This is a genomic window from Butyricicoccus sp. AF35-5AC (assembly GCF_003477715.1).
Taxonomy (GTDB): domain Bacteria; phylum Bacillota; class Clostridia; order Oscillospirales; family Butyricicoccaceae; genus Agathobaculum; species Agathobaculum butyriciproducens.
Genome location: NZ_QUDX01000025.1, coordinates 1 through 11,645, shown reverse-complemented (window position 1 = coordinate 11,645; position 11,645 = coordinate 1). Strand labels below are relative to the sequence as shown.

At 44.2% G+C, this 11,645-nt stretch carries 17 protein-coding genes; all 17 read left to right on the top strand.

The genetic code is table 11. The features are described from left to right. The first annotated feature begins 164 nt into the window (after positions 1-164). The gene (locus tag DWZ82_RS14610; RefSeq protein WP_117752370.1) at positions 165-1,850 is read left to right on the top strand and encodes a hypothetical protein; all 1,686 of its coding nucleotides are present in this window, start codon (positions 165-167) and stop codon (positions 1,848-1,850) included. A 52-nt stretch (positions 1,851-1,902) separates the two neighbouring features. Then, positions 1,903-2,181, top strand: coding sequence for a type II toxin-antitoxin system Phd/YefM family antitoxin (locus DWZ82_RS14605; protein WP_117492668.1), 279 nt, complete (start codon positions 1,903-1,905; stop codon positions 2,179-2,181). Further along, on the top strand, positions 2,174-2,485 hold the full coding sequence (locus DWZ82_RS14600; protein WP_117752371.1) for a type II toxin-antitoxin system RelE/ParE family toxin: 312 nt from the start codon (positions 2,174-2,176) through the stop codon (positions 2,483-2,485). Before DWZ82_RS14605 ends, DWZ82_RS14600 begins: the two co-directional genes overlap by 8 nt. A gap of 106 nt (positions 2,486-2,591) precedes the next feature. Then, positions 2,592-2,861: a type II toxin-antitoxin system RelB/DinJ family antitoxin gene (locus tag DWZ82_RS14595; protein WP_117752372.1), complete on the top strand. Its 270-nt coding sequence runs from the start codon at positions 2,592-2,594 to the stop codon at positions 2,859-2,861. Further along, positions 2,854-3,132: a type II toxin-antitoxin system YafQ family toxin gene (locus tag DWZ82_RS14590; protein WP_117752373.1), complete on the top strand. Its 279-nt coding sequence runs from the start codon at positions 2,854-2,856 to the stop codon at positions 3,130-3,132. The genes DWZ82_RS14595 and DWZ82_RS14590 overlap by 8 nt, the downstream gene beginning before the upstream one ends. Positions 3,133-3,146: 14 nt before the next feature. Next, positions 3,147-3,695 (top strand): hypothetical protein, encoded by a 549-nt coding sequence (locus DWZ82_RS14585; protein WP_243022965.1) that lies wholly within the window; start codon positions 3,147-3,149, stop codon positions 3,693-3,695. 262 nt (positions 3,696-3,957) lie between these two features. Further along, entirely contained in the window at positions 3,958-4,386 is a 429-nt protein-coding gene (locus DWZ82_RS14580; protein ID WP_117752374.1) for a helix-turn-helix domain-containing protein, read from the top strand. Between the two features lie 25 nt (positions 4,387-4,411). Then, positions 4,412-4,840, top strand: a complete 429-nt coding sequence (locus tag DWZ82_RS14575) for a hypothetical protein (protein WP_117752375.1) — start codon at positions 4,412-4,414, stop codon at positions 4,838-4,840. Between the two features lie 106 nt (positions 4,841-4,946). Then, the gene (locus DWZ82_RS15015; RefSeq protein WP_147356957.1) at positions 4,947-5,687 is read left to right on the top strand and encodes a DUF6345 domain-containing protein; all 741 of its coding nucleotides are present in this window, start codon (positions 4,947-4,949) and stop codon (positions 5,685-5,687) included. A 1-nt stretch (position 5,688) separates the two neighbouring features. Continuing rightward, positions 5,689-6,603, top strand: coding sequence for a hypothetical protein (locus DWZ82_RS14570; protein WP_117752361.1), 915 nt, complete (start codon positions 5,689-5,691; stop codon positions 6,601-6,603). A gap of 195 nt (positions 6,604-6,798) precedes the next feature. Then, positions 6,799-7,227 (top strand): hypothetical protein, encoded by a 429-nt coding sequence (locus DWZ82_RS14565; RefSeq protein ID WP_117752362.1) that lies wholly within the window; start codon positions 6,799-6,801, stop codon positions 7,225-7,227. Between the two features lie 25 nt (positions 7,228-7,252). Further along, a complete protein-coding gene (locus DWZ82_RS14560) occupies positions 7,253-8,035 on the top strand; it encodes a hypothetical protein (protein WP_118481381.1) in 783 nt (260 codons plus the stop codon). A gap of 48 nt (positions 8,036-8,083) precedes the next feature. Continuing rightward, the gene (locus DWZ82_RS14555; RefSeq protein ID WP_117752364.1) at positions 8,084-8,815 is read left to right on the top strand and encodes a hypothetical protein; all 732 of its coding nucleotides are present in this window, start codon (positions 8,084-8,086) and stop codon (positions 8,813-8,815) included. A gap of 426 nt (positions 8,816-9,241) precedes the next feature. After that, positions 9,242-9,754, top strand: a complete 513-nt coding sequence (locus DWZ82_RS14545; protein WP_117752366.1) for a molecular chaperone GrpE — start codon at positions 9,242-9,244, stop codon at positions 9,752-9,754. 8 nt (positions 9,755-9,762) lie between these two features. Beyond that, complete coding sequence (locus DWZ82_RS14540; protein WP_117752367.1) at positions 9,763-10,086, top strand: plasmid mobilization protein; 324 nt, start codon at positions 9,763-9,765, stop codon at positions 10,084-10,086. Continuing rightward, on the top strand, positions 10,047-11,135 hold the full coding sequence (locus DWZ82_RS14535; RefSeq protein ID WP_117752368.1) for a relaxase/mobilization nuclease domain-containing protein: 1,089 nt from the start codon (positions 10,047-10,049) through the stop codon (positions 11,133-11,135). Before DWZ82_RS14540 ends, DWZ82_RS14535 begins: the two co-directional genes overlap by 40 nt. A gap of 73 nt (positions 11,136-11,208) precedes the next feature. Continuing rightward, positions 11,209-11,445, top strand: coding sequence for a hypothetical protein (locus tag DWZ82_RS14530; RefSeq protein WP_147356956.1), 237 nt, complete (start codon positions 11,209-11,211; stop codon positions 11,443-11,445). Positions 11,446-11,645 lie beyond the last annotated feature (200 nt).

Below are 11,645 nucleotides of genomic sequence, written 5' to 3'. Positions count from 1 at the left end.
GTGGAAAAAATATATTGATAATATAACGCCCTGATAGGGGGCTGGCAGGGGTGCTCAGAGGGGGGCCGGAGTTGGTCGAAAAGCGACCGATTTTTTTGTCGGGAAAAGGTAAAAAACTGTATTGATAATATAACGCCCTGATAGGGGGCTGGAGGTGCATGGGGATGTATGATATTTTAGGTGCTTTGAAAGCGCTGTTTGAGGAAGTTCACTATATGGACTTTTATCGGGACATCTTTCCGGAGGGCTCCTTTGAGGAGCGCGGTGAGTATGAGGACGGGAAATATAATGGTATAGCGATTGCTATTGAGAAAGGCAGCAAGCGTGCAAAGCGTATGACGATTACTGATGATCTTGATACGATTGCGGATATGGTTGGGTCACATGATTTCTGTCTTATGAGCCCGATCAGTTATGCAGGTAAGAGTCGGAAGTCCTCCAATGCTCGGTTTATGTATGCGTTGGCTATTGATCTTGATGGTATGACGGAGCGGAAGCATTGGGATTTTTTTATGGAGCAGATCAACCGTGGTCATGAGATGTTGCAGTTTGTTTGGGGTCTGCCGCGGCCTACGTATTTGGTATCTTCCGGCTCAGGTATCCATATTTATTATGTCTTTAAGCAGCCTATTCCGATGTTTAAGAACATTGTTGAGGAGTTGGAGAAGCTGAAAAGGCGGCTGACTTGGCAGGCATGGACACAGGGCGCGTCCTCGCTGCATGATAAGGTGCAGTATGAGAGTTTGTTTCAGGGTTTTCGTGTGGTTGGTACGATTACGAAAGATGGTGGTCGCTGCCGTGCCTTTTCGGTCGGTGAAAAGGTTACAGTAGAGTATTTGAATAAGTTTGTGCCAGAGGATCATCGTGCTGTGAGCTTTGTTTATAAGTCTGATTTACGGCTCGAAGATGCGAAGAAGAAGTATCCAGAGTGGTATCAGCGGCGTATTGTGGAGAAGCGACCGAGGAATACATGGACTTGTAAGAAAGCAGTTTATGACTGGTGGATTAGGAAGTTAAAAGAGGGTGCCGAACAGGGACACAGATATTGGTGTATTATGACTCTTGCGACATATGCGCAGAAGTGTGGAGTACCCCGAGAAACGCTCGAGGAGGACGCATACGGCCTTATTCCATTCATGAATACAAAAGGTGATGAGTTCACTGAGGACGATGTTATGCACGCTCTGGAGGCTTATACGGATAGCTATGCTACATATCCGATTGATACGATTGTGTGGCGTACCGGTATTCAGATTGAGAAGAACAGGAGGAATGGTCAGAAGCAATCTGATCATCTGGAGGAAGCAAGAGCAATTCGAGATATTCGTATGCGCCGACAGGGGCGTAAATGGACGGACGGTAATGGTAGGCCGGACAAGCTATCTGTGGTAGCTGAGTGGCGTTCTGAGCACTCAGAGGGGACGAAAGCGGAGTGTATCAGAGAAACTGGATTGAGTAAAAAGACAGTATATCGTTGGTGGGAAGAGGCCGGTTTAATGAATTTACGCGAATATACGAACAAAGAGAAGATGGTTCAGCTGTCTGGTGATGAGAGCCAGCGTAAGGCAGCTGAGATTGTGGCTGCGGTGACTGCGATTGCGAAGGAACGCGGGCTTTCGGAAGAAGAAGCCTATGAAGTGTTCTTGCATGGAAAGACCAGAAAAGAGCAGGTGCAGGAGCAGGAAAAACACATGGTTTTTGCGGAAAGTGAGGTCGATGCCGGGCTGCTGGTTGGGTGTGCGGCGAATGGTATTCGCCGGATCAACGTTATGCCGGACGATGAGTACATGAATTATTTAGCGACCGATTGCGTTAACGCTTTGTTTCCGCCCAAAACAGAAAATAAATGATGTTGATATTTTAGCATAATTACGCTAAAATAATAGTAAGGAGGTTGATGGTATGAATATGATTAGACCTGTATCGGATTTGCGAAATAACTTTGCGGACATTTCCAAAACAGTGCATGAAACGGCTCAGCCTGTGTTTTTAACCAAAAATGGGTATGGTGATATGGTCGTTTTGAGCATGGAAGCGTTTGAAAACTTGCAATTTGAAAGCGAGGTTTACTTCAAGCTGCAAGAGGCCGAGCGAGAGGCCGAGCTGACAGATCAGCGTTATTCCTCCAAAGATGTATTGAAAGCGATGAAAGCCGCTATTGGAGGGGAGCAGGGTGTATAAACTGGAGTACCTGCCTGTTGCCCAGCGAGATATGGTTGAAATCGTGCGCTATATCAGTGGAGAGCTGCAAAATCCTGCTGCGGCAGATCGTTTGGCTATGGAACTGGTGAACGCTGCGGAAAGCATACTTACATTTCCGTATGCGCTTCCGGCGTATCAACCAATCCGCCCGTTGAAGCGTGAGTATCGAAAAATCTTAGTGCAGAACTTTTTAATGCTCTATTGGGTGGACGAGGAAAAGAAGTTGGTGACAGTCGCTCGTGTGGTGTATGCTAAACGAGATGTTGCCAGATTGTTAGAGTAATAATCACAAGTAAATTTTATTTGCATTGCGCTTGCAACGCAAATAAATAAAGCATATAATATGGATGTAGAATATCAGTAATATGCTTTGAGGGGAGTGCTTTTATATGGCAACTAAGGGTAATATGACGCTTCGTATTGAACCGGAGCTGAAGAAGCAGGCGGCAGATTTGTTTCAGTCGTTGGGCATGGATTTGAGCACCGCTACGGGCATTTTTTACCGTCAGGCACTGCGCTATCATGGATTGCCGTTTGAAGTTCGTCTGGACGAGCCGAACGACATCACTTATGCAGCGATGAAAGCAGCGGAGAATGACGAAGATATGCACGGTCCGTTCGACAGTGTGGCAGATATGATGGAGGCCCTTAATGCTTAAACCGGAGTTTACGGGGCAGTTCAAGAAAGACTATAAGCTGGCGGTGAAGCGTGGCTGCGATCCGCAAAAGCTGAGTGCTGTCGTGGAATTGCTGTGCGAGGAGAAGCCTTTGCCGTCTGCCTACCGAGATCATGCGCTGACCAATTCGAAAAATTACAAAGACATGAGAGAGTGTCACATTCAGCCGGATTGGCTGTTGGTGTATAAGATTGAGCGCGACGCTCTGATCTTGAAGCTGATTAGAACTGGTTCGCATAGCGACCTGTTTTAAGGAGAGTGTGCCAGATGGCCAAAACGATCAAGGAAATTGCGGACGAATTGGGCGTATCAAAGACTGCTGTAAGTAAGCAAATCGCAAACCTTGGTTTGCGATCAAGTTTGCGAAAAAACGGAAACCAGTTTGCGATCGAAAACCAACAAGAAAAGTTAATAAAAATGGCTTTTCAGAAAAAAAGACAGCAAGAAATAGTGACTGAAAATTCGGTTAGCGATGAGCAATCGCAAACCAAATCGCAAACCACAAACGCCAACCAATCGCAAACCGCAAACCATGAAGTTTGCGATTTAGTTGGCGTTTTACAGACTACTGTTGATACGCTGCAAGCACAGCTGGCAGTGAAAGACGAGCAGATCAGAGAGTTAAACGCGAGGCTGGCGGAGTGCAGCACTGCATTGCTGGCAGCGCAGGAAACTGCGCGTGCGGCGCAGGCCCTCCACGCTGGGACAATGCAGCAGCAGCTTGCCGGTGGGGAAGATCGTGCATCTGCCGACGTGCCGGAGGATCGGGCAGCGCCGAAAGGACGGAGCTGGTTAAGCAGGTTCTTTAGGAGATAAAGGCTGTGAGAAGTAGATTATAGAAGTGGTTCAGACGGCTGTAAGCAATGATAATAAGCCCTGGTGTAGCACAAAACGCCAGGGCTTTTGCTGTATGTGTTTTGGACATTTAGAGTGGTTGATATTTACATATTTTAATGGAGATTGTATTATAATAGGTGAAATTTAGAGAATTGCATGAGATGCAATCTATAATTGCTCAAATGCAATCGTAGATTGGTTTATTTTAGTCGAATATGTGGGTAATATAGAGGTGTAATAAATGACTACAGCAGAGAAGTTAGTTCGCTTGAGAAAGGAGAAAGGTTTATCTCAGCTTCAGCTGGCTGAGGAGATCAATGTATCTCGTCAGGCTATATCAAGGTGGGAAATCGGGTTAGCGGTTCCCTCTCGGGAGAAACTCAGAGCATTGAGTGAGCTGTATAATGTATCCGTGGATTATTTGCTATCGGATAAAACGGCTGAAGATATGCAAAAAGTTTCTAAAACGGAAGATGAAGCAAAAGAAAAACCGTCAAACCATTTACGGGTGGGCCTAATAGCTTGCGTTGTAGTTATATTGCTGATTGTGGTGGGTGTTATGCTGCTGCATTTACATAACACTAATAAGCCGCAAAATGAAGTTCCAATTTCCGAAATGGAAACAGAAGAAGATGTCGTATTCTCTGGAGAGTTTTCGGTAGATTGGTAAGCGATTGTGAAGGGAAGTGGTAGCAATGAAAGTTAAGACAATTTTCGGCTCTATTTTGGCAGGAGTGCTTATCATTAATGGGGTCAATGTATCAGCTAATGCGGCTGATATTGCTCCCCAAAACGTTGAGCATCGAGATCATGTAATTGAACTGAGCCTTGGACGTGCATCGGGATCCTTTAATATGACGGTTCCTGCTAAATCTATTTTGCGGGCAGATAAGAGTTTCCCGTTAGAAGCAGGGGAAACTGTAACGATTAAAGCTACATACTCTCCGTTCTCTGCAAGCGTCGATTTTGGTTTGGTGGATAGCAAAGGTAAATTTCACTACTTAACCGTGAATAATGGCACCTTTGATAAGACCATTAAGGTTGATACCAGAGGAAATTATGTTTTTGCAGTGAGAAATAATTCTTCACAGAGTATTTCAGTTAGTGGTTATGTAAAATATTGAGATAAATACGGATGGAGTCTCATTATAGGCTCGAAGTATGACAACGTTACCGGTGAGAACAAAAGTAATAAAATCGCTTCAAGATCTTTGGAAAGTAGGTTTAGTTATGAGGGGAAGATTAAAAACCATCGTTTGTTCCCTTATGGGAGCAGTATTGATGATAGGATCCGCATCTGCGGTAACGGTGAACGGCTCCTTTTGTGGAATTAATGATTATCTAGATGAGCCCGATCGTGCTGGTGCTACATATGTTTCGAAATTAAATACCGAATTAGCTGTTGTATTTGGAAGTTCATATAACTACTCTGGAACATTGTTAAAGGACAGTCAAGTCACTGCGTCTGCATTAAAGAGCAGGCTGAATGCTTCACCGAAAACGATTTTTGCATTTTCTGGACACGGTTACGTGAATGGTCCGATGTCGTATGACAGCACAATTGTTCCGAAAGAGGCTATCCGAACACAACACCGATATGTGGTAATGTATTCATGCAACTGGATGACTAATAATGGATTGTCATCCGAGGTTACTCGAATATACAATACCTTTAATGGAACTCGTTTGCAATTGGGCTATGCATCTACGATGTATTTGGACAGCCGTGAGGGTTATATGTTTGGCCAAAATCTACAGAATCAGACTGTAGTGAACGCATTCCTAAGAGCGACTAGAGTCTACCAACCACAGCAAAAAAAGAACGATGTTATTGCACGTGTAATGGGATATACCAATGCCAAAAATGATTATATCACCACAACAAGCGCGGCACCATCTTATAGTAGCTCGAAAAATTCCTTTAGTATTATTGTTACAGAAACAATTCCACACACAGGAAGGAGCGTGTAGCATGAAAAATTTCGTTATTCAAAACCGTAAAATCTTTGTCACGACATGTGTCGCAGTGATGTTATGTGTCGTAACAGTCTTGCATTTTGCAGAACCGCAGGATGAGCAAATTCCGAAGTTAAATCTCCCTGCAGTTGGAAACATCGTAACAGCGAATACCCGTGTATCTATCGCGGATGCTGCCGAATCGGAGATCGACAACGCGAGCCAATCGTTGGCTGTATATCGTTTGAAACCGGTTAACATTAATCAGGAAAAGAAAAAAATCGAAGATTTATTTCAGGTGTCCTCATCTGATATAGGAACTTTTCCAACCGGAAATACATTATCTGATGGAACTACAGTTGGAATTGATGCGCAAACCGGCAGATGGTTTTATCAAAAACCAATCGACTTTGATGCAAAGGAAGGCACACTGTCGGACGCCGATGCCATCCAAATAGCTGAGCAGTTTATTGCGGACAACAATCTGTACCCGCTGCAGGAGCTAGGGGACGCGAAGGTTGGTACGACATCGACCGGGGATGCAACACAAGGGACAGAAGAAATTCTCAGAAAAAATGTATATTTCTACCCTGAGATTGCCGGAAAACCTGTATATGGAACATTTCGTATCTGCATTTCCGTATCAGGGACTGGAGAAATCGTTGGCGTTGACAAGTTTGCAAATGAATATACCTTGGTTGATGCTGATGTTGAAGGTAAGAACTATCATGAAGTAGCAACATCGCTGAGCGAAAATGAGTACACCCTAAATGCTGAAGTGGCTCCAAGCAGTATTTTGGTCGATTCTGTTTCTGATGCTTTCTACGCAGATCCAGAAAGTGAATATATCCAGCCAATTTACGTATTAGAGGGTTCCGAAGAAAACCAGACAGAAAAATACGACATTTGGATGGATGCACGATCAAACTAATTTTAGTGGGCCTAATAGCTTGCGTTGTAGTTATATTGCTGGTTGTGGGGGGTGTTATGCTGCTGCATTTACATAACACTAATAAGCCACAAAATGAAGTTCCAATTTCCGAAATGGAAACAGAAGAAGATGATGTTGTATTTTCTGGAGATTTTTCGGTAGATTGGTAGGCGTTTGTGAAAGGAAGTGGTAGCAATGAGAGTTAAGAAAATTTTCGGATCTATTTTGGCAGGAGTACTTATCGTTAGCGGGGTGGGTATGTCAGCTAATGCAGCTGATATTGCTCCGAAAAACGTTGAGCATCGAGATCATGTAATTGAACTGAGCCTTGAACGTGCTTCGGGGTCCTTTAATATGACGGTTCCTGCTAAATCTATCTTGCGGGCAGATAAGAGTTTCCCGTTGGAAGCTGGGGAAACTGTAACGATTAAAGCTACATACTCTCCATTCTCTGCAAGCGTAGATTTTGGTTTGGTTGATAGCAAAGGGAAATTTCATTATTTAACCGTGAATAATGGCACTTTTGATAAGACCATTAAGGTTGATACTCGTGGCAATTATGTATTTGCAGTGAGAAACAATTCCTCACAGAGTATTTCGGTTAGTGGTTATGTAAAATACTGAGTTTATAGACTATAGAGGTGTCTTTATGAAAAAAAAGCGAATTGGAATAATTGCGTTAATGCTTTCAAGTGCGCTCATCATTTCTGCATCGGCTACCATTAGCACTGTTTTCAAGTGCTCGGCGGCGGGAATTGATTATCAGGCATATTCGACATTAAATACGTCAAGCACTGCACCTAATAAATTAGCTGGAGGAGGAACAGTAGCAACTGTAAGCAAAAATACTGTGCCAGCTGGCTATATGATGATTAAGTCTACAATTATGACTTCGAATGGCGAAGTAGTAGGCAGCTCTAGTTGGACTCAAAATACACAATATGCAAATAATTTGGTTTCTAACATTAGCTATGCTTCTTATGGAACAGAAACATATTACGGACAAGCCCTTCTGAAACTTTACGAAGGTGGAGAATATAAACCACTGACAGTTACCAGAACTCCATCAATGACAAAGCCAACTCGTTCGTCTATGGCGAATAATAATCAGGAAACACAAGATAAAGATGCTATTTTCGTAAATGAGAATGGCTATACAATGGGTAATGCCACTACTGAAGATTCTTCTGAGATTAGAGATTTAGATTTTTATTCCGCTATTGGTGTCAATGGTAAAAAAGGATATATTCGAGCAAGTGAAATGAATGGGCCGAAAACGCTTGATGAAGCCGCGACTTATGACGATAGCAGTAAAGATATCCCTGTATATGCATCTGATGGTGTCACGGTCATTGATACTTTCCATATTTATGGACCCGAAGAAAGTTCCTCGACTGATACTATGGTTGCAGCTACTTCGTTAACGGAATAAATTACAAATTTTAAGATTAGGTAAAATAGCATAGAAAGGAGCATTTTTATGAGGTCTAAGAAGAATATGATTAAACGTTTAGTATCGTTGCTGTTATGTAGTGCTATTTGCGTTGTTGCGGCAGCTGCAGCAGATAATTGGCAGTATTCTAAATGGACAGCAACCGTGACTGGCAAGAGCAACATTAAGTATCATAGTAGAACCGCAATAACGGCTTCTAAGGGATTAGTTCGTTCGACAGCAACCATACTGACTACGGATGGTACACAGGTTCCAGCAAATTACGTTAAAGCATCTGCAGAGCTTTATCGAGGCCAGGCATTAGCTTCGTATGGAGGTCCTGTGACCAATGGGGCCTTGAGCACGGGTGTGACCGCGACTACAGGACAAGCAAGTGGTCAGGGAAAGTATACAGCCGAAGGAACTACTTACTACATGGGTAGTGATGGAGCGATGAAGGAAGTTGAGTTGGAAAATGTAAGTTATACGATGTCTACTCGTTCTAATAGCGATGTAGGTTTAATTAGTGAAGAGAATCAGATTCATACTAATTCTGTCGGAGAAACTTATGGAGAAGCGATGGCTGTAAAGCATCTGAATGTAGACGTAGATTTAATCTCTGCCATTGGAAAAAATGGAGCAGAGGGCTACATTAAAACATCGGATCTTCCGCATAATATTCCGGATTATGTTCCGTATGACCATGAGATTCCGGTCTATGAAAATGATGGAGTTACTGTGATTGATTCGTTTTTCATTTCTTCTGGATATGCAAACTAGGTAGAATAGTCAGAGTATTGAATGTGTGACAAATAGAAAGAAACCCTTGAAGGGTTTCTTTCTATTTGTATAAGTTATGACTGTGTTCTTTCCTATCTGTCCAGAGAAACAGGGCGGCGATTACCATGCTGTTACAGCATACATTCCGAAAAATGAGCGTCAAGGGTGGTTCATATGAACCACCCTTGACGCTCGTTTTTCTCCATGTGTCGCAGCAGGCAGGAGGGCAATCTGCCGCACTGGGGCTTGCTACCGCAAGCCCATCTCCCACACTTGACAACGATATGCCAGCTATGTATAATGAGGGTGTGGGAGATATATTGCAAGCTACCTAAAGTGTTACCACTTTAGAGCTTGTGAGGGGGCTGCACCCCCTTCAATCCCCTGCTTGGAGAACGCCGCGAACGAAAGAAAGAGAGGTTTCCCATGTTGTACGAAGATCAGAAAAAAGAGATCGAAACCATCAAAGAGCGGACACTCGTTTTGAAATTGTCCGATGCTGATTGCGACCGCATTTTGCAAAAAGCCACCAGCCACAGCATGACGGTTTCTGAGTTGTTGGAGAGCTTCATCGGTGATCTGGTTGATGGCACTTTCACCAATGGTTCGGACGAACGCTATCTTGCCGAGGACTGGTTCAACCGCTGCGATTTTGAGTGTGATGATAAGAGAACGCTGCTGTGGCATTTGCTGGAGCAGAACGCAGACCTCGAAAATTTTATCGAACTCTATGAGGAGAACGAAGAATACAAATCGCACCCAGAGGAGTTTGAGGAGCAGCGTGAAGAATACGAAATGGAGCCAGGTGACACGTTCGATTTTGAAGATGAATTGCAGTATTGGCTGGACGATTGGAAGCCGAGCAAGTTGAGTATGGCCGAAGAAGTAGAAGCAATCCGAGATTATGTAGAGGCACTGAGAAAATTTAAGGGAGAATAACGGCGGTCATGGCAAATAAGAGTAGACCGAAGCAGCTCTCGTTCCGAGTTAGTGAGGAGGAATGGGAGCTGCTGCAACAGAAAATTTCTGAAAGCGGCATGAACCAGCAGCGGTACATTTTGTCCTGCGTGCTGGGTAAGGAGATTGTAAATACGGACGGTATCAAAGAGATCGTGCCGGAGCTGAAACGGCAGGGCACGAACCTCAACCAAATCGCCCAAAGACTTAATGAGCGCGGCTATATTGATTACAAAAAAGAATTGCCGACGGTATTAGATGAGGTGAAAATAGTATGGCAGTCATTAAGGCAGTATCTTCAAAAGCTGGGATAAACACAGTCCTCGATTATGTAATGCAAGAGGAAAAAACTGAACAAAAGTTGCTGAGTGGCTTGAATTGCGTTCCTGATACAGTTAAAGATGAAATGAGAGTTACGAAATTATTGTGGGATAAGGACGGAGGGCGAACCTACAAGCATTTTGTTCAGAGCTTTGCACCAGGCGAGAAGATAGATCCGGCACAGGCGCACCAGATCGCGTGCCAGCTGGCAGCCTCACGACCGGAGTGGCAGGACTTTGAGGTGTTGATTGCTACCCATGAGGACAAGGAGCATATCCACACGCACTTTGTGGTGAACAGCGTGAGCTATGTAGACGGCCATAAGCTCCAGCAGAGCAAGGCAGAGCTGCAGGCCATGAAAGATTATTCCGATCAGCTGTGTGCGAAATACGGGCTGCATATTACCGAAAAGGGAAAGACCTTTGATGGACAGGAGCGAGAGGAAACGGTAGCGTTCAGCAAGGACACCTATCAGTTGCTCAAAAAGGCCGAGCAGAGCGAGATAAAGAGCTATGTGCAAGATATTGCGCTGGCGATATTGGACTGCCGAGAACAGGCCACCAGCCGTACAGACTTTGTGCAGCATATGAATGAGCGAGGATACGGCGTAGACTGGCAGGACAGCCACAAATATATTACCTTTACAGACTTAAAACGGCAAGAGCAGGGCGAAAAGCAATGCAAAATCCGCAATAACAAGCTGGAGAAGTATTATAACATGGACTTTGGAAAGGAGAGCTTGGAACATGAGTTTGAGGGCAATGCACGAAGTCAGCAAACAGAGCAGCGTGCAAGAGAGCAGCTCGCAGCTGATCGAGGAGCAAAGACAGACAATCGAACAGCAGAAGCAGACAATATCGGAGCTTTCATCGCAAATATCGCTGCTCAAGTCGGAAATGCAGAAGCTAGCAGACAAGAACGCGCAGCTGAACGAAGTCGACGAAGTGCAGGAGATACAGAAAGAGAATGCAGAGCTAAAGAAGCAAAACGAGCAGCTGAAGCAAATATGCGCCGACACCGGAGAGATGATCTCGAACTTTAAGAAAGAAACGGAGAGGTTACAGAAACAAAAGAAACTGCTAATAGGCGTAGTAAACACTCTTATGGAGAAATGTATGGGAGTAACTGAGGAAACTCAAGATATTCAAACGAAGAAATCGTTTTTTGGACGAGTAAAAGGGTTAACGTGGGAGCGGTGGCAGCGGATAATAAATGCTGTGACCGCGTTAGGTGCAACGGTACAGGCGTGCAATAGGACATTAAAGGCACAACCTAAAGCAGTAGTAGAGAGAAAAAAGAGTATCCGAGTGCAGCTCCAAGAAATTAAAGAGAAACACGGCACGAGGGATTGACACCCTCGTGCCGTTACTGTAAAATATGGACAAGCAAATACGGTCGAAAAGCGACCGATTTTTTTGTCGGGAAATAGGTGGAAAAAATATATTGATAATATAACGCCCTGATAGGGGGGCTGGCAGGGGTGCTCAGAGGGGGTCGGAGCTGGTCGAAAGGCGACCGATTTTTTTGTCGGGAAATAGGTGGAAAAAATATA